This is a genomic window from Roseomonas sp. WA12, from assembly GCF_054165765.1.
Genome location: NZ_JBSTUI010000002.1, coordinates 387,454 through 413,729 on the forward strand (window position 1 = coordinate 387,454; position 26,276 = coordinate 413,729).

At 65.2% G+C, this 26,276-nt stretch carries 17 protein-coding genes and 1 pseudogene; 9 read left to right on the forward strand and 9 right to left on the reverse strand.

The genetic code is table 11. The features are described 5' to 3' along the window. Positions 1 to 54 precede the first annotated feature (54 nt). Both ACVBD7_RS24315 and ACVBD7_RS24320 read left to right on the forward strand, forming a co-directional pair. Positions 55 to 1,356: an enoyl-CoA hydratase/isomerase family protein gene (locus tag ACVBD7_RS24315; protein ID WP_458098074.1), complete on the forward strand. Its 1,302-nt coding sequence runs from the start codon at positions 55 to 57 to the stop codon at positions 1,354 to 1,356. After that, on the forward strand, positions 1,353 to 1,667 hold the full coding sequence (locus ACVBD7_RS24320; protein ID WP_458098075.1) for an AMP-binding protein: 315 nt from the start codon (positions 1,353 to 1,355) through the stop codon (positions 1,665 to 1,667). The genes ACVBD7_RS24315 and ACVBD7_RS24320 overlap by 4 nt, the downstream gene beginning before the upstream one ends. Here ACVBD7_RS24320 and ACVBD7_RS24325 read toward each other — a convergent pair. After that, positions 1,600 to 2,103 (reverse strand): hypothetical protein, encoded by a 504-nt coding sequence (locus ACVBD7_RS24325; RefSeq protein ID WP_458098076.1) that lies wholly within the window; start codon positions 2,101 to 2,103, stop codon positions 1,600 to 1,602. The genes ACVBD7_RS24320 and ACVBD7_RS24325 overlap by 68 nt on opposite strands. Positions 2,104 to 2,535: 432 nt before the next feature. Between ACVBD7_RS24325 and ACVBD7_RS24330 the strand changes: the two genes are divergently transcribed. Beyond that, on the forward strand, positions 2,536 to 4,263 hold the full coding sequence (locus tag ACVBD7_RS24330; RefSeq protein ID WP_458098077.1) for a hypothetical protein: 1,728 nt from the start codon (positions 2,536 to 2,538) through the stop codon (positions 4,261 to 4,263). A 125-nt stretch (positions 4,264 to 4,388) separates the two neighbouring features. Next, a complete protein-coding gene (locus ACVBD7_RS24335) occupies positions 4,389 to 5,507 on the forward strand; it encodes an OmpA family protein (RefSeq protein ID WP_458098078.1) in 1,119 nt (372 codons plus the stop codon). 1,399 nt (positions 5,508 to 6,906) lie between these two features. Here the strand turns inward: ACVBD7_RS24335 and ACVBD7_RS24340 are convergent. Continuing rightward, the gene (locus ACVBD7_RS24340; protein ID WP_458098373.1) at positions 6,907 to 7,248 is read right to left on the reverse strand and encodes a tripartite tricarboxylate transporter substrate-binding protein; all 342 of its coding nucleotides are present in this window, start codon (positions 7,246 to 7,248) and stop codon (positions 6,907 to 6,909) included. A gap of 16 nt (positions 7,249 to 7,264) precedes the next feature. Continuing rightward, positions 7,265 to 8,055 (reverse strand): IS5 family transposase gene (locus ACVBD7_RS24345; RefSeq protein ID WP_458098079.1). Its coding sequence is split into 2 segments (ribosomal slippage): positions 7,265 to 7,719 and positions 7,719 to 8,055, totalling 792 coding nucleotides; the frame shifts between segments, so codons are not numbered across the junction. Positions 8,056 to 8,402: 347 nt separating this feature from the next. Here ACVBD7_RS24345 and ACVBD7_RS24350 point away from each other — a divergent pair. Next, positions 8,403 to 9,116 carry a PEP-CTERM sorting domain-containing protein gene (locus tag ACVBD7_RS24350; RefSeq protein ID WP_458098080.1) on the forward strand — a complete coding sequence of 238 codons (714 nt, stop codon included), beginning with the start codon at positions 8,403 to 8,405 and terminating at the stop codon, positions 9,114 to 9,116. 1,317 nt (positions 9,117 to 10,433) lie between these two features. On the opposite strand, the gene ACVBD7_RS24355 is transcribed toward ACVBD7_RS24350, so the two are convergent. From ACVBD7_RS24355 to ACVBD7_RS24380, 6 genes and pseudogenes are all read right to left on the reverse strand, one after another. Then, positions 10,434 to 11,120 carry an FkbM family methyltransferase gene (locus tag ACVBD7_RS24355; protein ID WP_458098081.1) on the reverse strand — a complete coding sequence of 229 codons (687 nt, stop codon included), beginning with the start codon at positions 11,118 to 11,120 and terminating at the stop codon, positions 10,434 to 10,436. A gap of 47 nt (positions 11,121 to 11,167) precedes the next feature. Further along, entirely contained in the window at positions 11,168 to 12,055 is an 888-nt protein-coding gene (locus tag ACVBD7_RS24360; RefSeq protein ID WP_458098082.1) for a hypothetical protein, read from the reverse strand. Positions 12,056 to 12,064: 9 nt separating this feature from the next. After that, positions 12,065 to 14,311: an FAD-dependent oxidoreductase gene (locus ACVBD7_RS24365; RefSeq protein WP_458098083.1), complete on the reverse strand. Its 2,247-nt coding sequence runs from the start codon at positions 14,309 to 14,311 to the stop codon at positions 12,065 to 12,067. Then, positions 14,311 to 14,700 carry a hypothetical protein gene (locus ACVBD7_RS24370; protein ID WP_458098084.1) on the reverse strand — a complete coding sequence of 130 codons (390 nt, stop codon included), beginning with the start codon at positions 14,698 to 14,700 and terminating at the stop codon, positions 14,311 to 14,313. The genes ACVBD7_RS24365 and ACVBD7_RS24370 overlap by 1 nt, the downstream gene beginning before the upstream one ends. Positions 14,701 to 15,120: 420 nt before the next feature. Continuing rightward, positions 15,121 to 15,785 (reverse strand): annotated as a pseudogene (locus tag ACVBD7_RS24375) (IS6 family transposase). 1,304 nt (positions 15,786 to 17,089) lie between these two features. Continuing rightward, positions 17,090 to 17,977 (reverse strand): LysR family transcriptional regulator, encoded by an 888-nt coding sequence (locus ACVBD7_RS24380; protein WP_458098085.1) that lies wholly within the window; start codon positions 17,975 to 17,977, stop codon positions 17,090 to 17,092. A 124-nt stretch (positions 17,978 to 18,101) separates the two neighbouring features. Here ACVBD7_RS24380 and ACVBD7_RS24385 point away from each other — a divergent pair, with 124 nt between their 5' ends. The 4 genes from ACVBD7_RS24385 to ACVBD7_RS24400 all read left to right on the forward strand — a co-directional run bounded on the left by ACVBD7_RS24385 (position 18,102) and on the right by ACVBD7_RS24400 (position 26,274). Next, the gene (locus ACVBD7_RS24385; RefSeq protein WP_458098086.1) at positions 18,102 to 20,147 is read left to right on the forward strand and encodes a hydantoinase/oxoprolinase family protein; all 2,046 of its coding nucleotides are present in this window, start codon (positions 18,102 to 18,104) and stop codon (positions 20,145 to 20,147) included. Positions 20,148 to 20,152: 5 nt separating this feature from the next. After that, positions 20,153 to 22,144: a hydantoinase B/oxoprolinase family protein gene (locus tag ACVBD7_RS24390; protein ID WP_458098087.1), complete on the forward strand. Its 1,992-nt coding sequence runs from the start codon at positions 20,153 to 20,155 to the stop codon at positions 22,142 to 22,144. A 116-nt stretch (positions 22,145 to 22,260) separates the two neighbouring features. After that, entirely contained in the window at positions 22,261 to 23,283 is a 1,023-nt protein-coding gene (locus ACVBD7_RS24395; RefSeq protein ID WP_458098088.1) for a Bug family tripartite tricarboxylate transporter substrate binding protein, read from the forward strand. Between the two features lie 96 nt (positions 23,284 to 23,379). Next, positions 23,380 to 26,274: an ATP-binding protein gene (locus ACVBD7_RS24400; RefSeq protein WP_458098089.1), complete on the forward strand. Its 2,895-nt coding sequence runs from the start codon at positions 23,380 to 23,382 to the stop codon at positions 26,272 to 26,274. The last annotated feature ends 2 nt before the right edge of the window (positions 26,275 to 26,276 follow it).

Sequence of the window (26,276 nt, forward strand, 5' to 3'; positions counted from 1 at the left end):
GCCTCGGAGGGGAGCTGTCCGATTAACGGGGCAGACAGGTCTCTGAGGGCCGAGATGACTTCCCTCCAGGCTCTCTACCGCACGGCGCGGGCGCTCCTCGCGGAGATGCCGCTGCGGTCGCAGCGGAACGCAGAACAAAAGGCCGCGGGCGAGGCGCTCACCCACGTGGCGGCAGCTGCAGCGCGGGACTTCTTCAATCGCCATGCTACCCAGATCTACGCGGAGCTGACGAGCGGCGGCGCGCGCCCTCTCCGCGTAGATGAGCTCCTTTGGGGAGCCGCGGCGCGTCTTCCGGGCATTCTCCCATCGGAGGCCGAGCTGGCCGGGGAGAGCCGCCTGCTGCAGCAGGACAAGGACGGGCTTGAGATCCCGCAAGGCCTGTTCATCAGCGCGGTCATGTCGGACCGGGCCTGCGGCCAACACCTCATCCGCGCCATGCTGCGTCCGCGGCCGGACGCCCTCGCTCTCCTGGATGACTTCGTGCGGACCGGAAGGGCGGACCTGGGGACGATCCGCATTGAGGTGGAGGGTGAGACCGCCACGGTCACAATCCACAACGAGCGCTACCTCAACTCCGAGGACGACACGACCGTGGGCCCGATGGAGGCCGCCGTCGATCTCGTCCTGCTCCACCCGGGTGTGCGCATGGGCGTGCTGCGCGGCAGCGCCGTACATCACCCGAAGTACGGCGGCCGCCGCGTCTTCCGTTCAGGCATCAACCTCACGCGCATCTATCAGGGCAAGCAAAGCTACATCTCTTTCCTGTTCCGAAACCTCGGCCTTCACAGCAAGCTGTATCGGGGCATCCTGCCACTCGACCTGCCGGACAGCCTGGAGATGCCGCTCGACGGGCCGGAGCTGACGGCGGAGAAGCTCTGGATCGCCGTGGTCGAGTCCTTCGCGATCGGCGGGGGCTGCCAGCTGCTGCTGGTGGTCGATTACGTGATCGCCGAGGAGGGTTCCTACTTCAGTCTGCCGGCACGGAAGGAAGGCATTCTGCCGGGCACCGCGAATATGCGCCTGCCACGTTTCGTCGGCGAACGCTTCGCGCGGCAGGCGATCATGTTCGACAAGATCTTCCGGGCCGATACGCCGGAAGGCCGCATGATCGCGAACCAGGTGGTGCCGCGGGACGAGATCGAGGCGACGCTCAGGGACTGCGTCGACAACGCGACCGGCTCGGGCATGGTGAGCGCCGGGGCGAACCGGAAGGCGATCCGCGTCCAGGCGAAGCCGACGGACCTGTTCCGCGCCTACATGGCCACTTACGCGCGCGACCAAGCCTTCTGCCACCTGAGCGAGCAGCTGGTGCGGAACCTGGAGCGCCACTGGAACGCCCGGGAGCGCCGGCTGTGACCACCTCGCTCGGCGCCATGCTCCGCGCCACCGCGCAGGTCCACGCGGCCAGGGTCGCAATCCGCGACGACACCGGCTGCCTAACCTGGCGCGACTACGCTGACCGCATCGCGCGCACGGCCGGTGCCTTCCGCCTCCATGGCCTCCGCCCGGGACAGCGCTTCGGCATCCTCGCGCGGAACAGCGTCGCCCAGGCCCTGCTGATCAACGCCGGCTACTGGGGCGGCATGGTGCCCTTCCCGGTCAATCGCCGAAGCCCGGCGTCCTTCTCACGCCCGCGCCACGATCCTCCGCCTCCAGTGCTTGAATGATCTGAATGGTTCGTCCGCGGGCGACGATGCCGATGCAGCGGGTCACGCCCGCCTTCAGAATGCGGATGCTTCGGTCGCTCTCGAAGCGGCCGCGCATCCAGTCCAACGCCTCGGGCGGGATCTGCGGCAGGTCCGCCGCTTCCACGCCGTAGCGGAGGCTCACATCCGCCTGAATGCCGGTCACGATGCGCGCGAAGGCGCTGGCGGGCGGCGGCGCGACCTGAACCAGCGCCACGCGGGACATGGAGGCTTCCGGCAACCGCGAGGCGTCATTGCTGGCCAGGAGCCAGTTGACCGAGGAGAGGTCGAGTTCAGTCAGGCGATAGTGGTCGTGGTAGCGGGCCGCCGTCTCGGGCTCGAGGAGAGGCAGAAGGATGTCCGGCGCCGACTCTCCCGCTTCAGTGCCGGTGACGGGATTGTGCCTCCGGGTTGTCACCTACCCTTCTGGTCAAGAGCGTTTTCGCTTTGCGGCTGGCCGCCGTCGTCCTTCTTGAAGGGCTGGCACCCGCGCCATGATCAGTATGCCTAAGCCCCGCTCCGGGAAGCCGCTGCCCCGCATACAAGAAACCGTCCGGACGTCCATCGGCGCCTGCTCACGGCTTCAACCCGTTCTGGATGCTGCAACGACTCAGCAAGCCCTAGCTCTGAGCCCGAGCTCAGAGGGAACTACCGCCCATTCACACAATCTCCGGTTGCATATACGAGATTAATAATCTTAGAAGGGTTCGTGTCATTTGGCCATGGAGTGTCGAGCTTAAAGAGACACACGCGAAGTTAATGGGGAGGCCAAGTCTCATGGAGGCGCAGCTCAACCTGATGATCGAGACGATTCCATAGGTTTGGACAACCAACTCATGAGGAAAATCCAATGAGCGGCTCCCTTGTTAATCTGACCGTTGGCGAGAACGGCTCCTTCGGGAACGAAGTGCTTGGTATCCGGTCGCTCGTACCGCTCCGGGTGGACGTCGTCAGTGGCGGCGCGACGCAGGGTGACGACACCTACACAGGCGACAGCGTTCTGGAGGCCAAGGTCACCCTGGGTTTGAACCCGCAGGTTTCCCTCGGCATTCTGCAGGCGGCGCAGGACAACGTCGCGAGCGGCCTTGGCGGCAACGACACCATGTCCGGCCTCGCGGGGAATGACACCCTCAACGGCGACGCCGGCGACGACACGCTGGACGGCGGCATCGGCAATGACAGGCTGAATGGCGGCACGGGCGCCGACACCCTGCTCGGTGATGCGGGCGATGACGTGCTCGTGGGCGGCGCGGGCCGGGACACGCTGACCGGCGGTGACGGCAACGACCGCTTCGTCTTCACCAGCGCCACGGATTCCCAGGCTGCCTTCGCGGGTCGCGACACCATCACCGACTGGGCCGAGGGCGACAGCATCGATCTCAGCGGCCTCGATGGCGATCCCACTCTCGCGGGCATCCAGGGCTTCATCTTCCGCGGCATCACCGCGACGCCCGAGAAGGCCGGGGCCGGCGAGGTGTTCGTCCATCAGTTCCAGGGCAACACCTATATCGACATCGGCCTCGATGGCGACGGCAACCGCGACATGGTGATCAAGCTCACCGGGCTCCACACGCTCGACGGGAGCGACTTCTCTGGCATTGCGACGAGCCAGACCCTGACCGGCACGCCCGGCAACGACACGCTGACCGGCTCGTCGGCCGACGACCAGCTCAGCGGGTTCGCTGGCAATGACCGGCTGAGTGGCGGCAGCGGCAACGACACGCTGACCGGCGGCACGGGCCGTGACGTGATGACCGGCGGCGCCGGCAACGACGTCTTCGCCTTCACCAGCGCCACGGACTCCCTGCCCACCGCTGCCGGGCGCGACGTGATCACGGACTGGAGCGATGGCGACACCATCGACCTCAGTGCCATCGACACCGACCCCAGCATCGCGGGCATCCAGGGCTTCGTGTTCCGCGGTACCAGCACCACGCCGGACAAGGCGATGGCCGGCGAGATCTTCATCAACCAGTTCGAAGGCAACACCTTCATCAACATCGGCGTCGATGGCGATGGCACGCGTGACATCATGATCCAGCTGAACGGGCTGCACGCCCTCGACGCTGCCGACTTCGTCGGTGCGACCGTGGACACGACGCCGACGGGCACGCCGGGGAACGACACGCTGACCGGCTCGGCGGGTGATGACGTGATCAGCGGTCTTGCCGGCAACGACCGGCTGAACGGCGGCACCGGCAACGACACGCTGATCGGCGGCACGGGCCGTGACACGCTGACCGGTGGTGCCGGCAGCGACATCTTCGCCTTCACCAGCGGCGCGGATTCCCTGACCACCACCGCCGGGCGCGACGTCATCACGGACTGGAGCGATGACGACTTCATCGACCTCAGTGCCATCGACACCGATCCCGACGCCGACGGGATCCAGGGCTTCGTGTTCCGCGGCACCAGCGAGACGCCCGAGAAGGCCGGGGCCGGTGAGGTGTTCGTCCATCAGTTCCAGGGCAACACCTATATCGACATCGGCCTCGATGGCGACGGCAACCGCGACATGATGATCCAGCTGAACGGCCTTCACACCGTCCAGGCCAGCGACTTCATCGGCGTGGCCTGAACCTCGCCCTAAGCGCCGCCCGGGACGGCCCCCTGCGCCTCGCGCAGGGGGCCGTTCTAACCCGGTAACCGTGTTGGCGCTTGCTGCAGTGAAAGCTCTCCAACTCAACTAAGGACAGGAATTCGATGTCGCTCCGCAAGGCCCTCCTGGGCGCCACCATTCTCGCGCTGCCGGCCACGGCCATAGCACAGACGCCGTTCCAGCCGGTGACCGGCCTCTACATCGCGGGCGGCGCCGGTGCGAACTGGCTGATGGACTCCGAACTCGACCAGGGCAGCGCCGCGGCGCGTGCCGGCCTCGGCCGCGGCGGTGAACTGCGCTTCGACACCGGCTTCGTTGGCCTGGCCAGCATCGGCTGGGGCTTCGGCAACGGCTTCCGCGCCGAGGTCGAGGGTAACTTCCGCCGCAACAACGTCGACGGTGCGTCCGGCTTCGGCGGGCTGAGCCGTCCGCTGAACACCGGCGGCCACGTGCTCAACTACGGCGTGATGGGCAACGTCTTCTACGACTTCGTCATCCCCGGCTTCCCCGTGCAGCCCTATCTCGGCGCGGGCGCCGGTTATGTCTGGACCAACTACCAGGGCGTTCGCGTCCAGGGTGCGGGCGCTGGCGCCACCCGGCTGGACCTGTTCGGGACGGATGGCAACTTCGCCTATCAGGGCATTGCGGGCGCAGCCCTGCCGATTGCCGCCGTGCCCGGCCTGAGCCTAACGGCCGAGTACCGCTTCCTTGGCACGACCGAGCCGCGGATCGCCTCCCGCTTCACCCCGGCCGGCGGCGTCGCCTCCGCCACCCGCACCGAGGTCGAGAACTACAACCATTCCGTGATGCTCGGCGTTCGCTACGCCTTCGGCCAGCCGCGCCCGGCGCCCGTCGCCGCCTACGCTCCGGCACCTGCCGCTCAGCCGGCTCCGGCCCGCACCTACCTGGTGTTCTTCGACTTCGACCGCGCTGACCTGACGGACCGCGCCCGCCAGATCATCGCCGAGGCCGCCCAGGCGGTGAACTCCACCGGCACGACGCGCATCGAGGTGGCTGGCCATGCCGACCGCTCGGGCACGCCGCAGTACAACCAGCGCCTGTCGCAGCGTCGCGCCGAGGCGGTTGCCGCTGAGCTCGCCCGCCGCGGCATCTCGCGCGGCCAGATGTCGATCCAGGCCTTCGGCGAGAGCCGTCCGCTGGTCCCGACGGCCGATGGCGTGCGCGAGCCGCAGAACCGTCGCGTCGAGATCGTCCTGCGCTAAGCAGCACGACCTCTCGCTAAAGAACTGGAAGGGGCGGGGCCGAAAGGTCCCGCCCCTTTGTCTGTCAGGTCGTCCGCAGCCGCACGACCGGCCCGCCTTCCGCTTCTCCCAGGAGTTCGACGCCAGCAGCCTCTACGGTTGTCCGGAGGGCAGCTACTGTGGAACGCCACGGACGGCCTCGGCCGCTTTCGAAATACACCACAGTACCCACTCCAAGCTTGGCCCGGCGGGCGAGAGCCGCCTCGGTCCAACCCAGCAACTCGCGGGCAGCACGGCACTGGTTAGCTGTCACTGGCGTTCTGTCGTCGCCTTACGCCCATTCATCGGCGATGAACTCCGAGCTTCCCTATCCATGGTCCGGGTTGCTCGCAAGTTCTCGGGCTGCTTGACCGTGGTCAGCAGAGGCCCTCGGGTCAAGTTCCCGAGCGCCCGAATGGGGTCGCTCCTCGGCGTGACGGGGTCACCGTTCTTCAATGTGGGCCCAATCATATCCCACCGACGTAGCTCCTGAGCTCCGCTCCGGAAAGGCGCTGCCCTATATTCGCGACACTCGCGTATTCGAGATGGTCGCCGGTCGACTGTCGGGCGAGCGGTAGCGGCCTTCACCCGAACAGGGAACCGGGCCGAATCAGCCAGCCCTAGCCACACATCTGAGCGAGGCAGAGAGCTTTGGGATTCTGCTGCAATCAGATCGTATGATCTAGGTTAGTCAGTGCAGACGAGGCTCCACTACATAATTTGTAGTTGTAGCGCTTCAAAGGAGATACGCATTCTCGCCGGAGGGTTATAACCCTGGTCGTGCCACCGCGACGCTACGGCAAGCCATAGATGGTGAGGATGACCGGCGTCGAGGCTCGCAACGAGAACCTACGTGCTATTAAGTGTCTCGGCCGACGGCTTTGGACGACCAGGAGCGGCTGCCCCACCCACGCAGCCTCGCCGAGATGGCCGTGTCGCGTTCCAAGCACTTCGGTGAGCGCCTCTCAGCCCGCGCCCCCCCCGCCGGTCAGGTCGCCTAAGTGCAAATCCGCTCCGCCATCCTCAACTCCTTCAACGTCATCGGTATGCCCGACGCCGTCGCTGGTGCCTGACTATAACGTCAAAAACCGATCCACGACCTCACAATGATTTTGCGCAACCGTGAGTGTAGGGTCGTGGTTCGGAGGGCCTGATCCTTTACGCAACTGACCCTGTGTCATGGCGCTGATGTGTCGACTCTCCAGGCTGCACCTGCCGGTCGACCGGCTCGTGACTTTATGGAAATTAAGCGCATCCATCCCATCACAGTTCGTCCGCCCGTTCGATCGTCAGGCCCTCCGTTCGGCCTGGAGCATCGCATCATGAGCGAGAGCGTACCCGACACTGACGTCATCAGCACTCTTGGCCATCCATGAGCGGCTTACTCGAGTCGGATACCCGCTTCCCTGACCACACGGGCGCTAAGAGCGATCTGGGCATCCCGGAACGCCGTGAACTCCGCGACGGTGTTCGGTCGTGCCGAGACACCAAGTTGGGTCAGCCGCTCCTGCACGCCGGGCTCGTCGACCGCGGCAGACAAGGCCTCGTTGACCCACCTAATCGCCCCAGCGGGCGTGCCAGCTGGGGCGAAGACGCCGTTCCACTCGTAGGTCTCGAAGCTCGGCAGGGTGTCGGCAACTGCCGGCACGTCGGGGAGGACCGGAAGGGTGCCGATCCCGCAATGGGCCAGGGTGCGCGCGGTGCCCGCCTGGGCGTTCATCACCGAGTTCGGCAGACCACTAGGCAGCGTCGACAAAGCCGATCCATAGCCTGATTGCGGCGAGTTGGACGAAGCCGAGGAAGCTGCTGGCGGTGTGGTCGTATCGGGTGGCGATGCGGCGGCAGTTCTTCAGGCGGTTGATGCAGCGCTCGACGCGGTTGCGCAGGGCGTAGATCGGCCGCTGGATGCTGTGCTGGACCCAGCGGTTTCGCTTGGTGGGGATCTCCGGCTGGCCACCACGGTCGCGGACGTCCTGGCGGATGGCATCGCTGTCGTAGCCGCGGTCGGCAAGCAGGATGCCGGGGTCGCTGTCGCGTTCGTCCATCAGCCCGGCATAGGCAGTGCTGTCGTGCACCTCGCCTGGCGTCAGCATCAGGCCAATCGGCAGGCCATAAGCGTTGGTGCGAAGGTGGATCTTGGTCGAAAAGCCACCGCGCGAGCGCCCGAGACCCTTGCGATTAGTCCCCCTTTTGCGCCCGCCGCGCAGTGGTGGGCGCGCACGATGGTGCTGTCGATCATTTGCAGGACATCCGCATCGCCGCCACCATCGGCCAGAGCGTGCAGCAACACGTCCCACAGGCCCGACGTGGTCCAGCGCCGATACTGCCGGTGGACGGAGTTCCAGCTGCCCAACTCAGGCGGCAGGTCTCGCCAAGGAATGCCGGTGCGCGCCACCCAGAAGACGGCATCCAGCACCCGGCGGTGCCCGCCAGGCGGGCGACCGCGGAACGGGCCGGTCTCGACCACGAAGGGCTCGAAGAACGCCCACTCCTCGTTCGTCAGCAAGCCCCGCAGCACCACCGCCTCCACCTAGAAGGCAGCCTTAAATCATCTCAGCTCCCGGGCATGAAGCACCTTTGTCCACCCCGCCTAGTCGGAAGAAGCAGGACCTGCCAAAGCAAACGAGGCCGGCAGCTAACCGGGCCGGCGCTGTATATGGTGCCGACGCTGAAGAGGTGAGGAGGATCCGCCTCCGGGACGAGCACGACTAAATACCGGAGCTAAGGCAGGCCCCTCATCTATCACCCACCGGGGTAACGTCAGTACTTCTTACATAGTGTGCGGGCGCTGACTCAAATCCGTGTTGGAACAATATTGTACGGTGCGGCACACAGCTTGCTCAACGATCACCCTTACTCGTGGGGGAGACGAAGTTCGTGCGCGTTAAGACCATCCTGGCAGCTATTGCCATGACGCTTGGCCTCGGAGCAGCGGCTCAAGCCGGCCCGATCGGCTACAACACCATAGTCAAGTATAGCCAGACCTACTCGTCTATCGATGAGCCAACAAAGCTCATAACCTTCGAGGGTAGCCTGACGCTCCGCACGCATCTCTGGAAGGCGCAGGGGCTGAACATTTCTTACAACCTGTCAGAGTACTTTTGGGACGAAGAAAAGCACAGCTACATCCAGACAAGAACCGGCGCAGCGACAGATGCTGTCCTACTCGGCTTCTCTTTCAAAATGTTTTACAGTAACAGCTACACCCAAGACGGCGTCACTCACATCAATCGGTTTAGTTACGGTGGCGATTCTAGGGAGTTCAAGGGGTCATTTGCGACCAACGAGCTGTACCGGGCTTCGCTGCGCCTGCGGTCCGATCCCGGACAACTGCCCGTTGGGGACGTGATGTATCATCACGGGGACGGTCGCACGACGGAGGTATATTTCGAAGCTGGCTTCTCCGGGTCCACGTTTGAGGGGACTTCTTCGGCTGAGGGCATTGGTGCCTGCTACGACCCGGGCGAATGCCGCTTCGGCGGCATTGTGAGTTCTGTCACTCCTGTACCCGAGCCGGCCACCATGGCTCTTCTTGGCGCCGGGTTGCTCGGCTTAGCCGGAACCCAGATCCGGAAGCGGAAGGCCGCCTAGCTAAACTCGGCGATGCGAGCGACCGCTGCCGCCAGCGGTCGCTTAGCTCGCCTTGCCCTCACGCCGCCGCATGCAGGACAGAGCAGAACCGCCCCAGGCCCTCCAGGCCGTAGCCGTCGAGCCAGTTGCGGGAACGCTTTCGGCAGTAGGCGCAGCCGAGGTGCCCGGGCGCTATGTGCCTATCCTTTCCCTTTCCGCGCGGCACCCGCGCCCTCGAGGTCTCTTACCGGAATGGGCGACGCCAGCGCAGGCGGCCGTCTTGGTATCGGCGGTGCTGGCGGAGCGCCCACCTCGCGGCAGGCTCGAAAAGCCAGTCGCGGCGGTTACGCATAAGGTCGCGGATGATGGCTTCGACTGCTTCGCGTGGCGCGGCGTCCATGCCGCCGGCATCTAGGAAAGCCTCAATTCCAGCGCTGAGTCGACCATCCTCGTCAGCCCCGTGTCCGCCCGCAGTGCGATAGGCCCGCCCAACCGCCTCCGAGATACGCGCAGCTTTCCCGGTAGCGTCATCGGTCTTCGACACGCAACATTCCCCGTTCCTTCACGCATTAATCCACAACTCAGTGCAGTGCTGGTAAAAATTTATCTAAAGTTGCATTCGCGCCAAATAACTCGCGCAGTTCCGATCCTGAGTACCCGCCGCCTCACCTCCCGGAGCAGGAGACCTGGCTGGACACTGCTTGCCGCTGTCCGATCTCCTAGCCTGTCTGAGTAAGCCAGCGATCTGCCGGCATAATCTGCCTGTCCAGAGCGGGCCGACGCATGGAGACCCTGATGGGCGGTTCCTTGCAGGTGTTGCATCGCAGCTTTGGCAGCACTGCATCGACCCGGAACACCCCGCCGTGAAATGAGGTCGCTGATCCGCAGAATCCGCTTACCGCCACAGGCCGAACTGCCGCAAACGATGTGCAGCATGTAGTCCGGGAAGTCCTTGAGCGGGCTCGCGAGCATCCTTCAACGCTTGATCTCCCGGCTCCAGTTGTGTGCCATAAGAGATAGGCCTGTTTCGGTTCACAGTTGCTGCCGGCACGGCGTGAAAAGGGCGGATCAGCAGGGCAGGGCTAGCTGCCTCTCGTCCACTGGCTTAGCCTTCGGAATACCCTGCTCCGGCGCCCGTACATCCATCGCACCCGTGAACAAGTTGCCCGCGCCAGCTCCGCGCAGTTCATCGACATGCGACGGCTCGTCCTCGACTACGGCGCCGCCATCGTTGGGGCGGGCGGCCTGGTATGACCAATTCGCCCCTCCGAAGATGGAGATATAAGGCACGAGCTTACAGAATAGGTCTGCGTAGCTGAACCGATGCGCGCAGCCATATCATAGCTTCTGGCGCGACTTCCCAAGTCGATCGACGTGAATTACACCAGCCTGACATGTCTGCAAATCGATACAGAAGCCCTTTGTGTACAGATTGCGGATCATTCCGTCGGTCTTGTCTCTACCCATCTTTCGGTAATGGGTTTCCATGAGGACGTGATCAATGCCGGACAGATCCGCATTGTTTAGGATGTCTATTTCGGCGCCTTCCACATCCATGACCAAGACATTTGCCTGAAATTCAGCCACAACGTCCTCTAGGATCTGAATTTCAACTTCGATTGCTTCGCCACGCTTCTTCTTTAAGCTGTTATTGTTTAGATGATCGCCAACGTAGAATGGAACTGTTTTAATGTCGGGAGACACCATAGACCGGGGAAGGAGCACTTTGTTCGTGAGCTTGATATCAAGGCCGTTCAGTTCAAAATGATGCCTGGCCAATCCTGCCGCCACAGGATTTGCTTCAAAGCTCATGATATTTTCCGCTCCCACGATCGACGCAGCCACCATGGCGACAAAGCCAGTGCAGGTTCCCATCTCGATGACCCTGTCGCCAGGATGAAGCACGTGGCGCGTGATCCGGGCCTCGTGGTTCTCGAAACGCTCCTTCCGGAAGGAATCGGCCATCTCAGGCGTTACGAGCGGATGTCCAATGTCGATCTTGAGCCCGGCAGACGTGATGATCATTGTAGGTCCTTGAAGAACAGGCCCTAAGCCTGTAGCGCTATCCGCCATTATAACGTCTTAGCCCACGCGGTCCACGTGTTGACCGTCTCGAGATCTTCGCCGGCAATAGCCGTGCCGAACAGCGCCCAGCATAGAATATCGCCCATAAAGGTGAAATCCGGAGGAGACCCTGGAGCGCCGGTTGCGCCGAGGCGAAGCTCGCGCGCTCCCGCGACCGTGCTGATGGTTTGCGTTCCCAGAGTGCCAGTGCCAGCTACCTGCTCGTCTCGCAGCAGGGAGACAGCCTTAGCCTTGTCGTCGATGATGCCGCCATATGCGTGCCAAGTGCCATCCCGATCGTCGATGGTCGCTTCCGTAGTGGGCGCGTCGCTGACATCGCCCCGCGCGAGCATCCGCGCGCGTCCTAGGCCGGTTCCCCGTCCAATGCAGAGGCCCCACTGTCGAATTTGCGTTGAGGGATTGTGGGTGGCCGAGTGGGTCGCCTTGCCACCGATGAGGAAGCCGCCGGGATTGGCGCCTTCGATCCTGTCCATCACAGGCACGCGCGAGACAATGAAAACTGACAGACTGTTACCGCTGAACAGCGGCTCCCCGTCCGGGGACATAAGGCTGCCGTTTGCGCCATGTGACAGGGGATTGCCTACGAAGCCGTTGCCGTAACCGAACGCCAGGTAGGACTTGTTGCCCTCTCGCATCGGTTTGGGCGTTTGCCCCGCTACCGCGAGACCCATGGGCATGCGCTTCTTCACATCCACCCAGGCGAAAGGCTGCGTACTGCCCGTGATGATGCCCCGGAACATGACCTGATTGCCGCGACCCCAAGCTACTAGACTCGGGATGTCGAGAATCGCCGCCTCCTTGTCCTCGGTGATCAACGGCACTGCCATATCACTCTGGATGATGCCGGTTCCGCGCACCGTGGCATTAAACACCATTCGTATTCTTTATCCCGGGAGTCTGAGTTTGGAGCCGCGCTCGGTGAGAGCCGTTGCGAGCCGAGCGTAGTTGTAGTGCGAAACGGGAACGTCGCCAGCGGCCAGGCACTGGGCCGCGATCTCGCCCGCTGCCTCTCCGCACATGGCGAACAGAGGTTCCATGCGAGTTGGCATCCAAGCGACGTGGGTCGCGCTGATGCAAACGGATACAAGGAGATTTTCCGGTCCCGAAGAGGGAATCAGGGCCTCTGCTGGAATCTCATACGGAACGGGCGCGTTTGGAACGCGAGTCGGTCCTTCGCCGAAAATCAAGCCGTTTTGAAGGTAGACCTGCACGGGGTGGCAATCCAGGAAGTAGCGCCAGAAGGCGATGGACGTCGCACGTGCAGGCGAGCCACCTGACAGGCCGCATACGTCCAGTTCAGTGATGAGGGCGCGACCGTTGAGCCTGCAGGCCTCGCGAATGTAGAGCTGCGGCGGCCAGTTGTTTCCGAATGGGCTGTCCTGGTGCTCATCAAGCGGCAGACCCCAGTCCTGGAAGCTGGCCTGTATTTCGGGCGGACAGTCCAGATCGCTCTGCAGATAGTAGTAGAAGCCCTGCTGCCATTTCACCTGGGCTGCCACGAGTTCCGCCCGGCGCTCGCGGGAGGCGGTGGGATAATCCCAGTTTCGCCCGGGTAGCTCGATGCTGACCAGGGTGCCATTGTTGATGATGTGTTTGCCACGCCCCTTGTAGACCTTTGCTGTAAAGATCACCTGCGTCCAGGACGTGAAGCCGCGCGCGAGGACAATGGCCTTAAGCGCGGCGTAGTCGGAAGTCAGGTATCCGGCTGGGCGGACAAAGCGGAGGGTGTTGCCTACCTCATTTGTAAGTGCGTGGCGGAAGGAGTAGGGCTGAATTGCTTGGTCCGCTGAGCCGATTACCCCTGTCGGGATTGGTGTGAAGGGCAACTGGGTCCCGGTCAGCCCCGGATAGCTCCCCGGGTCTTTGAAGGCTCGATCCGTCTTAAGCCCAGCGCTCGGCTCCCCGAACTCGGCCTTACTTTCGCGCCCGACACGATACGGTGCGCCAGCATACCGGGCCATGTCCATTTCATAGGAGGCATCGATCCAATATCGCCCGCGGACCCAACCCGCCGTGGTGCTCATAGCACGAACGCGGCCGTTGATCACGTCAAGCTGCCGCGCGCTATAGATCGGACTGTTCAGGATCACCGTAGCGCCGGTGTCGAGTAGCGTGCGGTTGAACACGGTCTCCGCGACGTGCGGCTCGTAGCTGTAGCGAGGTGTGAACGTGTCGCGCCCGGTGGCCGCAGAGTTCAGGTCAATGAAGACCTGCCGCGTGTCGCCCCAGATGGCGTCAATGGAGGCTGGAATAGCTTTATCAGTCTCTGCCAGCCCGCCGGAGATGACCCCGCCTAAATGGGCGGACGGCTCGACCACACAGACGCGCCAACCCCGCAGCGCCGCCCTCTTGGCCGCCATGATGCCGGAGAGCGTGCCGCCATAGATTACCAAGTCGAAAGCCAGCGGGTCGGATGTGTCCTGCACACGGAATGGCCCGCGGACGCCATGGACCCAGAATGAGCCGTCGCTCTTGCGAGTGCCCGAGAGGAACCGCCCCTCGATGTCGGTGCTCACGTCGACCATCTCGCCGACGTTGGGTAGTAAAGCCCGAACAACCCGCTTGACGACTATATCGGAGGGGGTTGTCACCTGCTGACGGGCTACTTCAGTCGGTTCGTAACGCGTCTCGACGGGCAGCTTCCCATCGCCCTCAGGTGCGATGACGTGCGGAACGCTAACCGGCGGCGTCTCAGTCTCCCGCATCTCCGAAACACGCTGGTTGCTCGAGAGCGCCCCTTCCTCGAAGACCACGATGTCGTCTGTGTTGAGCAGCACGTCTGACAGGGGTGTCGTGGGCAGGCTCGCGGTACTTGTCACATTCAACGACATTTCCCCCTGAGCCTTTCGGGGCAGCGTGCAGCTCGCCACAAAGCGCCAGGTACCAGTGGCGTCCAACGATACGTCGACGAAGTACAGGCCAATTGCCTGCGGGACCGCGGTGTGGAGGGAAGGGTGGTTTGATTCCAGCCGCACCACCAGCAGCGCCAGATCGCGCGTATCGATCGCCTTGCCCAGCTCGTCGGTGACATCGATGTGTACCCGCACTCTCTGCCCGGCAACGGGCTGCTGCGACGAAACACCGATTGGGTCGGCGCGAAGGCGGAGGCGAATGGAAGGCGGGACGGCCATTAAAGCTTCTTTGCCCTAGCATCAGTGGCCGCCAGCACATTTGCACTGTCCGAACTGATGAGGTCGGCTGAGACCAGTGGCTGCATGCCGTCGTCCAGATCATGCCCGTCCAGGTTGGTGATGGCTGAGGCGTTCTGGTTCATCTGAAAAGAGAAAGCGCCACCACCACCGGCCATGGCTGATTGAACGGCAACCGTCAGTGCCGCCGCACACCGAGCCTGTGGCAAGCGGGCCATCCGGTCATCGACATGGGTGATCTGGATGGCAAGCTCTGGCCACTGGGGAAGCGGGTTGCAAGTAGTAAGGGCTTGACCATCCCTCCAAGAGGGGGTGGTAGAAGGAAGACAATCCTCAAAAATCTCGAGAGTAGTCAAAACCGCGTCGCCCAATGGGAGGGTTGAAGTTCGCTCCGGTCAAGGCCGTATGCGTAGCCATCATTATCGATGATGGGAAAGAAGACAACCGTCCCGCGGATGGGACAGGTGTCAGCAGAGGCCCTAGGCCCGCCTTGTGTAGGCTTGCTGCCGCCACCTCCAGTTCCTCGGGCTGCGCCGGCGCTTCGACGCACTTGCCAAGAAAGGGAAGCAGCCGCCGATCCGGGCGGATCATCGCGGCCACGTTATCAGGCGCCACGGCCACAGTTCCCGCATGCTTGCACGATGCGCACGGACGCCGCCGCGAGAGGGAGGATCGACGGGGCAGTCGCGCGCGCCAAGCTCTACCTGGAGGCAGGAGCGGATGCGATGGTTCTGTTGCAAAGATGCGGAGAAGGCGCGCGTGATCGGCAGATGGAAGACGGAGGCGGCGGATCAGGCCGCGATCTGGAACAGATTGGCCATTAAAGCGGCTTGGGCCCGCATGTTGCGCCCACCGAGTTTCGGAATTTGCCCCTTCTGGACCATCGCTACCGCCTCGTAGCCCGCCAGCGTTCGTCGCGCTTTCTGGAGGCTGGCAAAGCCCAACCCCGGTCTAACAAGCCGTTTGACGCGTCGGTGGTCCTGCTAGACGATGTTGTTCAGGTATTTGCGTTGCCGTAGCCGTGAGAAGCGGCAGAGTTCGCCATCATCCTTCATCTCCGCCACCGCAGGCGGAAGGCAGGGTTCTTGTCCATGGTGAGCGTGTGCGGGTTGACTGTGTGTGGCTGACGCAGCGCCTTTCGGAAGAACCGCTTCGCGGCGCATGCGTCCCGCCGGGCAGAGAGCAGAAATTCGATCGTTTGGCCGTGGCTGTCGACCGCGCGGTACAGATATGTCCAGCGCCCTTTCACTCGGATGTAGGTCTCGTCCACCCGCCACGAGCCATTGCTCGGGCGCAGGTGTGGCCGGACCCGCTTCTCCAGCTCTGGCGCATAGGCCTGGATCCAGCGGAACACCGTCGTGTGGTCCACACTCACGCCCCGGTCCTGCAGCATCAGCTCAAGGTCGCGGTAGCTGACCGGGAACATGAGATACCACCGGACCGCCCGGAGGATCACCTCGGCCGCAAACTACCGCCCCTTGAAGGCCAGCTCCACCCCGATCTGACCCACTCGCCGCCGTCCCGCCATGCCGAACCATGGTCCCGGCTGTCGGTCGGCGCAAACTCTGCAACAGAACCGAGAGTCGTGTTCAGCCGGAGCGTAAGCAGGAATTGGTGCACCACTTGAGCCAGGCGGCGTCCGCGATTGGTATTCTACTCGATGCGGCGCATCGAGGTCAGGAGCTCAGGGCCTGCTTCACGAGGAACCGACTAACCCGTGCGCCATACAGAGACCTCAGCAGCCCCCGACCAGCAAAGGCTCCAGGATGTCGAGTTTTTCGTCAGCAGGGATGTAGGAGAAACGACGCTCGCTGTCTGACGTCGCGGTCAGCCAATCCTCCAACGCACCTCCAGGGCTGAGGCGCCGGAACACCGGCCCCCTCCCCCACTAGTTTCTCCAATGCGCAGCCCGCCCCCGCCGTGATCAGCCGCCACCTGCACCGTTACAACGAGGGGAGAGAGCCAGGTTCGCTCCCCCGGCCACCTGAGCGCAAGCACGCCTGCACTCACGCCGGCTCGAACTCAACCCGCGCCCGGCCGGCTCCACCACCGCCCAGCTGCCCGCGGCTCTTCGGCACTGATGAGGTCCGCTCTGAGGACACGAACCAGCCGGGTCGCCCCCAAGCCCACGGTGCGCGAATCAGTAGACGCCGCATCGCGCAACAACCCAAACCCGCACTGGACCCCAGGAGACCTAGCCACCGTTTTCCACGCGTCGATTACGACCGATGTTCGCCGCACCTCACATGGCGGAAGACGTACACTGATCAGAGACCGGGCTGGCTTGCCGTCCGCTGAGACAGCGCCCCCTTAACGGAGCAGATGGCCTGCGTTTACGACGGACACGAAGGGCTGCTGGACTAGCCATGACAAACCAGTCCCTGCGCCGCTGCAGCGGGATCGCCCTTCTCCAGTCTCGATGGCGGCAACCAGCTGGTCGGTCCGGTTCGAGATCGAGAGACGCCCGAGGTCGATCCGCTGGTGCCATGCGATCTCCAGACGGAGGTCGAGCGTGCCCTTGAAGCCCTCCACGGTCAGTCGCGGCTTGGCATGGGTCAGCTAGGATCGTTTCTGATTAGTCCTATCGTGCGCCTTAGAAGCACCCTGACCGAGAGTGGAAGTTTCGATCAAACCTGGGCTGACCCGGCCTTGGCGGCTGGGCGCTCTCCTATAAGGCGTATCGACCCGCCCTATGCACGGCAGCCGACCCGGAAATCCTGTAGCAACCTCGCGAACAGTAGGGCTGCCAGTGAGGCGGCCTCATGCGGCCATCTCCTCGAGCTCTGCTGTCAACGTCTGGACAAAAGCGTTCGCTAATTGGGGGAGCGCACGACCGTCAGGTGTCATCAACGTGACAGGTAGCAGGATTGAAGGGCGAAAGGGTCGCCAGCCCACCCCTGGCAATCCGAGATGACGAATAAAGCCATCGACGATTGCAACCCCGGCACCAGCGAGGACATGGCAGAGTGCTGACATGCTCATGGTGATCTGGAGCACGACGTCGCGCGACAGCCCGACCGACGCGAAAGCCTGATCGAGAGCCTGTCCGAAATAGGTGTCCGAGCCGTAAGAGACGAGAGGGTAGGGCGCGATGTCGGTCGGGTGAACGAACCGTCGGCGCAGCAATGGATGCCCGTCTGGAGCGATCAGGATCATCCGCGGCCCCGGCAGGGTGCGCACGGCCAGACCGGGTTTCGGCACAGGCGACAGACACAGCCCGAGGTCGGCTTGGCCGGACAGGACTGCATCCGCGGTCTCTCGCGCTGGGAGCAGGTGCGAGGCCATGCGAACCATCGGGTATTGGCGCTCGAAGGTGGCAACTGCCTTGGGCACCAGCGTGATTGACAGAGAGGAAGAGGCCGCGATCCGCACCAGCCCAGCGCCGCCGGATCGTACCTCCCCGGTCAGGCGCGAAAAGGCGGAGACCTCGTTCACGATGCGCTCTGCGTCAGGCAGCAACCTTTGCGCTTCCGGGGTCGGCAGGAGCCGCCCCTTGACGGTGTGGAACAACCGCAATCCGGACTGTCGCTCGGCCAGGCGCACCGCCTTGCTCACGGCAGGCTGCGAGATGCCGAGGAATGCTGCGGCGCCAGTGACGCTACGCATCCGCATCACGGCATGAAAGATCTCGATCTGACGGGCGTTCATGGCGGGAGAGGATAACCGACAGTTATGAGGCTTGCACGTGTTTGGCGTGGATCACTGAACGCAACGACCCGTATCTCTTCCAAGCCGCGGCGCAACGCCGGTGGGCGGATCGGGACCAACGGATATGAGCTTTCGCGTCGGCGTCGATATCGGCGGAACCTTCATAGATTTTTGCCTGTGGAACGAGAGCACGGCGGAGCTGCACAGCCTCAAGGTGCTCACCACCCCGGCTACCCCAGGGGCGGAGCTGCTGCGAGGACTGGAACTGCTGGAGGAGCGTTACGGCGCTAGGCCTGACCAGATCACGAGCTTCGTCCACGGCACCACCGTGGGCATCAACACGGTGATCCAGCGCCAGGGTGCCCGGCTGGCCATGTTGGCCACCGCAGGCTTCGAGGACGTGGTGGAGTTGGCCCGTCTCCGCATGCCTGAGGCCTACAGCCTGTTCTCGAGCCGGGGCGAGCCGCTGGTTTCTCGCGAGTGCGTCTTCGGCGTCACCGGCCGCGTTCTGGCGGACGGCGCCGTTGAAACCCCGTTGGACGAGGATAGCGTGCGCCGGGCCGTCCGCGCCGCTCGCGCGAAGGGGGTCGACGGCATCGTCATCGCGTTCCTGAACTCCTATCGCAACGCCGAACAGGAGGTGCGCGCGGCCGCCCTTGCGGCGGAGGAGGCGCCCGACCTTTTCGTATTCCGCTCAACCGAGGTCTGGCCGGTGATCCGCGAGTACGAGCGCACGACCACCGCGCTCATCAACGGCTACGTCCATCCCAAGGTGCGCGACTACCTGGACAACCTGATCAGCGGGCTGCGGTCACGCGGCGTGCCCGCGGAGCCGCTGATCACGAAATCCAATGGCGGCGTGATGTCGGCGGCTCAGGGGCGGCGTAACTGCGTCAGCATGGTGCTGTCCGGCACCGCATCGGGAGTGATCGGCGCCGCCTTCCTGGCTCGGCAGGCGGATCAGCATCGGGTCGTCACCCTCGACATCGGCGGCACCAGCGCTGATGTGGCTCTGATCCTCGACGGGCAGCCACAGTTCGGCCTGGGCGAGAAGATCGGCGACCTACCGCTCTATATTCCCACCGTCTCCGTGACCTCGATCGGCGACGGCGGTGGCTCCATCGCCTGGGTCGATGACTTCGGCGTGCTAAAGGTGGGCCCTGAGAGCGCCGGTTCTGATCCCGGCCCCGCCTGCTACGGGCGTGGTGGCACGCGGCCGACTATTACCGACGCGTTCGCCGTCTGCGGCTTCCTGGGCCAGCATGAACTGGCTTATGGCGCCTTCCGCCCCGACGTGGCGCTCGCGCGCAAGGCAATCGGCACGGTCGCGCGGGCAATGGGCCTCACAACGGAGGCGGCCGCGGAGGCGATCATCCGCATCGCGGTCTCAAGCATGTATGTGGAGGTCAACAAGCTCGTCGCCCGCTCCGGCGTGGACCCGCGGGACTTTACCCTGCTGACCTTCGGCGGTGCCGGGCCCATGCTCGGCTGCTTTCTGGCGCGCGAGCTGGAGATGCGCCGCATCATGGTGCCGGCCCGTCCCGGCGTGGTCAGCGCGCTCGGCGGGCTAGTCGCAGACCTGCGGAACGATTTTATCCGCACGCTGTTCAGCACTCTCTCGCCGGCGGAGGCTGGACATCTTCGGCAGGAGGCGGAGGCCCTGGGGCGGCTGGGCGTGGCTTGGCTTCGCGAGGAGCAGGGCTTCGACGGCCCCGCCCAAGCGAGCTGGTTCGCCGATATGCGCTACCATGGCCAGTCCTTTGAAATTGAGGTGGCGCTGCCCGGAGCCGCCCTGCGCACCGGCGATACCGGCGCCCTGGCCGACGCGTTCCATCAGGCCCACGAGGCGCTCTACGATTTCTGCGATCGCGAGGCTCCGGTGCAGATCGTCAACCTACGCCTGGTGATGGCGGGCAGCCCGCCCCGCCCAGCGATCCAGCCGCCGCCGCGCGGCGAGGGCGAGGCCACGCCGGAGCGAGTGCTTCGTGTCTTCTTCGAAGGTGACTGGCACGAGGTACCGCTTTACCGCCGCGCCGACCTAGCCGTCGGGCAGAGCTTCTCCGGACCCTGCGTCGTGGCGCAGGACGACACCACCGTCTGCGTCCCACCCGGCTTTCACGCCGGGGTGGATGCGATGGGCAACATCATCCTCGACCTAAAGGCGGAGTGAAGCCCATGGCGATCGACAAGGTCACGCTGCAGATCCTGGCTAATCATACCCGGGCGGCCGCGGAGAATATAGCCTTTACGCTGTACCGCACGGCCCACTCCACTTTCGTGAAGGAGACGGAGGACTTCACCATCCAGGTCCTGGATGCGGAGGGCCACACCGTGGGAGTGCCCATGGATCTCGGCGCCACCTGGTATCCTGGGCTGAACTACGGCCCGGCGATTGCGATGCTCAAGGGCTACGAGCCTGGCGATATCGCTCTGACGAACGATCCCTATTCCGGCTACGTCGCAACCCACGTGCCGGACCTGCATATGTGGAAGCCAGTGTTTTACGAGGGCCGGCTGGTCTGCTTCGTCTCCGGCCACATCCACAATACTGACATGGGCGGCGCCGTGCCGGCCAGCCTCTCGCGCACGCTGACGGAGGTGCACCAGGAGGGCATCCGATTCCAGCCTACCTTCCTCTACAAGCACGGCGAGCTGAACCAGCAATTGCTGGACGTGATGCTGCTGAATGTCCGCAAGCCCGAGCAGAACCTGGGCGACCTGAAGGCCTTCGTCGGCGCCCTGAACACCGGGGAACGCAAGCTGCGCGAGATGATCGTTCGCTTCGGCGTGGAGACGCTGACCCAGGGCTTCGCCGACCTTCAGGACTATGCCGAGCACCAGGCGCGCGAGATCCTGCGCTCCATCCCTGACGGCGACTACTTCTTCTCCGATTATGCCGACGAGGACGGTCCCGAAGGGCACCCCGTCCGCTTTGCGGTCACGCTGCGAGTCCGCGGCGGCGCCGCAGAGCTGGACTTCACCGGCAGCGACCCGCAGCTCACCGCCTCCATGAACCTGCCGACCGGCGGCAACCCTCGCCACACCCTGCTCCTAGTGGGCGTCTACTACGTGCTCTACTCGCTCAACCCCAACATCGTGCTGAATTACGGGCTGACCCGGCCCTTCACCTGCATCCTGCCCGAGGGCACGGTGGTGAACCCGCGATCGCCTGCCGCGGTAGGCATGCGCTCGCTCACCTGCGCGCGGCTGCGCAGTCTGATGTTCGGCGTCTTCGGCTTGGCGATGCCGGACCGGATGCCTGCCGCACCTGCCGGTTCCTCCTCCATCGTCAACGTGATGACCCATGACGACCGGACGGGCGGGGCGATGATCGCCGCGATCAACCCGGTGGTGGGCGGCGGCGGGGGCATGCCGCACGCCGACGGCACGGACGGCTCCGGCGCCGATGCGGGTTACCTGAAGAACACGCCGATCGAGATCACCGAGGCGGAGGTGCCCATTCGCTTCCGCCACTACGGCCTTGCCTCCGGCTCCGGCGGCGCTGGGCGCTGGCGCGGCGGCCTGGCCACGCGCATGGATTTCGAGGCGCTTGGCCCCGATACCCGCGTCACCGCCCGCAACCGGGACCGCTGCCGCTTCCGGCCCTGGGGCATCCTCGGCGGCGGGCCGGGCGCGCCCTCCCGCATGGTGGTTAACCCCGGGCGCGCGGACGAGCGCGTGTTGAACAACGTGGACACTTTCGGCCTCAATCCCGGCGACCTCGTCTCCATTACCTCGCCGGGCGGCGGCGGCCGTGGCGACCCCTTCGCGCGCGAGCCGGAGCGCGTGCTGCGCGACGTGGTCTGCAATTATGTCACTCCCGAGGCGGCGGAGGCTGACTACGGCGTGGTGATCCGCGACGGTGCTCTGGACGCGGCGGCCACCGAAAAGCTGCGCGGTGCCGCGCCCTCCCAATCCGCTGCCCACTTCCGTTTCGGCCCCGAGCGCGAGGCATTTGAGCGGGTCTGGGACGCCGCCGCTTACGTGGCCATGACGGAAATCCTCGCCGGTCTCCCGGTTCATTGGCGCCACTTCGTCAAGCGGAGGCTGATGGAGGCTGTCACGACGCAGGGAAGTGGCGGCGCGGGTGTGCGCAAGGCCTGGGAAGCGCTGGTCACCGCCCTTCCGCAGCTGCGCGCCCTGCGACCGTCGGCAGCGGCGGAGTGATTTCACGGCCGGGCAGCGGTGGCCCGCCGCTGCCCGGGCAAGAGAGTTTCGGGCCCAATCAAAGCGGGAGAACCCGCCAGCACGGCTATCCGGCCGACGTCAAAGGCGATGATTGTATGCGAGACGACCGACTGATCCCTGCCCGATCCCTGCCACGGCGGCGGGCGCTCGCCCTCTCCGCGGCTGGGCTGGCGATGCCCATCCTGGCCCGTGCGCAGCCGGGCGGCGGAGCGGGAACCTGGCCCAGCCAGCCGCTGCGCATGGTGGTGCCATACGGCGCCGGCGGCAGCACGGACCTGGTGATGCGGATGATGGTCCCGCGAATGAGCGATTTCCTCGGCAAGCCGCTGGTGGTCGAGAACCGCGTGGGTGGCGGCAGCACCGTGGGTACCGATCTCGTCGCCAAGGCGACGGACGGGCACAGCTTCGTTCACGCCACCCTCGCCTCGACGGCGGTGGCACCCGCCCTGTACCGCCACCTGCCCTACGAACCGCTGCGGGACCTCGCGCCCATCGCGCCCAGCGTCTTCGTCCCGCTGGCCCTGGCGGTCACCACCGCCGGCTGGGAGATACGCTCGACGGAGGCCCTGATTGCTGCCCTGCGGAACAGGCCCGGCCGGTATCAGTACGGCTCCAACGGCGTCGGCTCGGCCGGCCACCTTGCCAGCGCCAACTTCGTTACCCGGATCGGCGCGCAGGTGGAGCACGTGCCCTACCGGGCCGGCGCGCAAACCGTCAGCGCGCTCGTGGCCGGCGAGGTCCAGTTTGTCCAGGACGTGTACGGATTGTTGCTGCCGCATCATAGGGCGGGCACGGCGAGATGCCTGTTCGTCACAGGAGAGGAGCGGTCGAGCCTGATGCCGGAGGTGCCGACCATGGCGGAGGCCGGGGTGCCGCCCTACAAGGCCTATTCCTGGTTCGGCCTCTTCGGTCCGTCGAGCACGCCGCGTGTGGTGGTGGAACGGATGGCGGCGGCTGTAGAGTACGCCTTCGCCGATACCGGTGTTCGCCAGAGACTGGAGGATATGGGCCTGCCCGTCATGCGCGGCTGGAGCCCGGAGCGCTTCCGGTCCTATGTCGCGCGCGAAATGGACGAGTGGGCGCCGCTGGTGCGTGCCTCGGGCGCGCGGGTGGACTGACGGGCAGCGTCGCCAGGTCTAGCCAATGCTTCACAGTCTTCCAGTGGACGAGACGTCCGGGCTGCCGCTACCCCGGCCGGGATCGGGCGGTGCGTCGTGAGCGCCTCCCCTGGCCGGACGGGCGAGAGTGATGCCTTCTCCTTCGGTCCGTTCCTGCTCCTGCCGCGACGCCAGCTGCTCCTCGCCGACGGCCGGCCCGTGCGCCTCGGCGGAAGGGCGTTCGAGCTGCTGCGAGTGATGGTCGAACGCCACGGCGAGGTGGTCACCCGTGAGGAGCTGATCGCGGCCGCCTGGCCGAAGATCTACGTCCACGAAAGCAACCTTAAGGTGAACATCGCGAGCCTGCGGCGGGCGCTCGGGGACGATGACGACGCGCCGCGCTTCGTCGCCACCGTGCCCCGGCGCGGATATCGCTTCGTTGCGCCGGTGACGGCCAGCACGGCACCCGAACTTGACCGGCTTGCAGCTCCGCCGCCCTCTCCCGTCGTACTGCCTCCGCCGCGCGGGATCATCGGCCGGGCGCAGGAGATTTCCGCACTCATCAAACTGCTTGAGAAGGAGCGTGAGGTGACGGTCGTCGGGGCCGGAGGCGTCGGCAAAACGGCGCTGGCGATCGAGGTGGCCCAGGCGATCGGTCCGTCCTTTCCGGCAGGGGTCTGCTTTGTGGACCTTTCGCCGGTCGACGATCCGACATCCCTTCCCGCGTCGCTGCTTCAGGCATTGGGGTTGCCTGGAAACCCGGCGGACCCCCTTGCGGCGGTCGTCGGCCATCTGCGCGCAAACCGCACCTTGGTGCTGCTCGACAACTGTGAGCACCTGCAACCTGCGGCCGCCATCCTCACCGGCAAGTTCCTCGCCGCCGGTGGTGAGTCCCGGCTTCTGGCGACCAGCCGGTTTCCGCTGGGGGCAGCACTGGAAACGATCTTCCCGGTCGAGCCGCTTCAATATGCGGTCGACGACCGGGCGCTCAACGCGGAGCAGGCGATGCGCTTCCCCGCTATTGAGATGTTGGTCCGTCGTTCGGCGGAACTGACGGGCTACAGGCTGGCAGACGGGGATTGCAGCTCTCTCGCGCGAATATGCCGGGCGCTCGACGGGCTTCCGCTGGCGATCGAGCTCGCTGCTGCCGAGCTGGGCATCCAGGGTCCGCACAGGCTTCGCGCCAAACTCGACCTGCGGCTAACCGCGCTCCGGAGCACCGAAGGCGCGGTACCCTCCCGCCATCGGACGCTGCAGGCCACCATCGACTGGAGCTACGGCCTGCTGTCAGCGAACGAGGCGATCCTGTTCCGCGTGATCTCGGTCTTTCCGGACCGATTCGACCAGGAGGATGCCGTCGCTGTTGCTACGGCTGCTGGGCTGGGCGTCGCGGCCGTGGTGGGGTGCCTGGGCAGCCTTCTCGCCAAGTCGCTGCTCACAGCCGGGATGGAGGGCGCATGCCTCGGCTTCCGGATGTTTGATAGCACGCGTCTCTACGCGGGCGAGCGGCGCCGGGGGGATCCACTGGACCGCCGCATCCAACGCTTCCACGCGCAGCGGGTGCTCGCCCTGTTCGACCGATCCGAGGGCGAGTGGGACTGGCGCGAGAGCCGCGAATGGCTGCCGCGCTACCGCGAGCGGCTGCCCGACCTGCGGGTCGCTCTAACTTGGGCATTCTGCGACGGGAACGACCCCGGGCTCGGCGTCCGCCTCACCGCAGCGGCGCTGCCCCTCTGGTTCGAGCTGTCGGCCATGGCCGAGGGCCGCCGGTGGACCGGGGCCGCGCTCCGCTACGCCCGGACGGCGCCGTGCAACGACGTGGCGCTGGCCAAGCTCGCCGACTTTCATGCCTGGGTCTTGGTGTACGACGCGAGGCCGGTCGCAGAGGTCGAGGAGGCTTGGCGCGCGGCCGTGGCGGCGGCGGAGCGCGCCGGGCAAACCGGGCAACATCTGCGGGCCCTCGCGGCGCTGGCGCTTTACCTCGTCCAGACCGGGCAAATCGGGCCGGCGCTTGCCTGCCTTGAAGAGTTCAGGGCGCTGTCTAGGGCCACGGGCGACCGCTCGGCCGCGCCCGAGGGCGAGCGCGCCCTGGCCCTGGCCAGGAGCTACTCCGGCGACCTGCGCCGAAGCCGGATGATCCTCGACCGCTTAGCGGCAGCGCACCCGCGGCCCGACCGCCGCCCGTGGATGGCAGGCTTTCGCGCCGACCGCTATCTCGGAATTCGCTGCGACCTGCCCATGGTGGCTTGGTTGACGGGGCAGCCGGACCGTGCGGCGGCCACAGCGAGGGACGCAGTGGAGCTGGCCGGCACGCTGAACCACCTCGTGTCGCAGTCCAACGCGCTTGGCCTCGCGGCACTGCCGGTAGCGCTCTGCCGCCGGGACGCGTCCGGGCTCGAGCGCTACACGGCCCAGTTGCGGGCGAACCTCGAAACCGAGCATCTCGGAATCTGGGTCCCGGTGGAACGGTTCTACGCGGCGGCCCTGGCCGAGATGAGGGAGGAGCCCGGTTCGGTCGTGGCCTTGCGGCAGGCCATCGCGGGATTGGCCTCCTCCGGAAACTGCATGCTGACCGGCATGTCGCTCAGCGTCCTCGCCGAGGCGCTTGTCCGGCAGCATCGGCTGGACGAGGCCGCGGCCGCGATCAGTGACGCGCTCCGGTATCAAGGGCGGCACGACCAGCGCTGGTGCCGGCCCGAGTTGCTGCGTATCCAGGCGATGGTTCTACGCAGAACGGGGCAAGGCGGGCGTGCCGACGCGCTGCTGCGGCACGCGCTTGGTGAGGCGCGCCGCATGGGCGCGGCCGCCTACGGCCTTCGAGTTGCGAACGACATCGCGGCCCAGGCTATCGACGACGGGCGACACGTCGACGCCACGGCCGTGCTTTCGCCGATCTACCGCCGCTTCAGCGAAGGCTTCGCGACGCATGACCTCGTCGAGGCAAGACGTCTGCTAGAGCGGGCGGAAGCGCCGAAATCAGAGCCAAAAGGGAAAGAGATCGCCTCCGGGTAAAA